The following is a 359-nucleotide window of genomic DNA, read 5'->3' as shown; positions in this document are numbered from 1 at the left end:
GAGCTGGCCATCCTGGAACGCGACGAGACCGACACCCAGCTGGCGTATGCCGCTGCGTTGGCCGAATACGCGGATGCGGGCGGCTACGACGAAGAGACCGTCTGGGACCATTGCACGATGGCCGCGCTCGGAGTCCCGTTCGAGCGCGCGCAGTACCGGGAGCTGGGCTCCCTCTCCGGCGGGGAGCAGAAGCGGCTCGTGCTGGAGTGCCTGCTGCGCGGACCGGAGCAGGTGCTCCTGCTCGACGAGCCGGACAACTACCTAGACGTTCCGGCCAAGCGCTGGCTGGAACAGCAGCTCCTCGCGACGAACAAGACCGTCCTCCTGGTATCGCATGACCGGGAGCTCCTCGCCACCGC

General features: G+C 68.0%; 1 protein-coding gene. It reads left to right on the top strand.

Going from position 1 to position 359, the window contains the following annotated elements; all coding sequences use genetic code 11:
• Positions 1-359 (top strand): ATP-binding cassette domain-containing protein (locus AB4Z02_RS19365; RefSeq protein WP_441973011.1); only part of this gene is annotated, 359 nt, incomplete at both ends.

It is taken from the genome of Pedococcus sp. 2YAF34, from assembly GCF_052114585.1.
Classification (GTDB): domain Bacteria; phylum Actinomycetota; class Actinomycetes; order Actinomycetales; family Dermatophilaceae; genus Pedococcus.
This window is presented reverse-complemented; position numbering and strand designations above follow the sequence as displayed.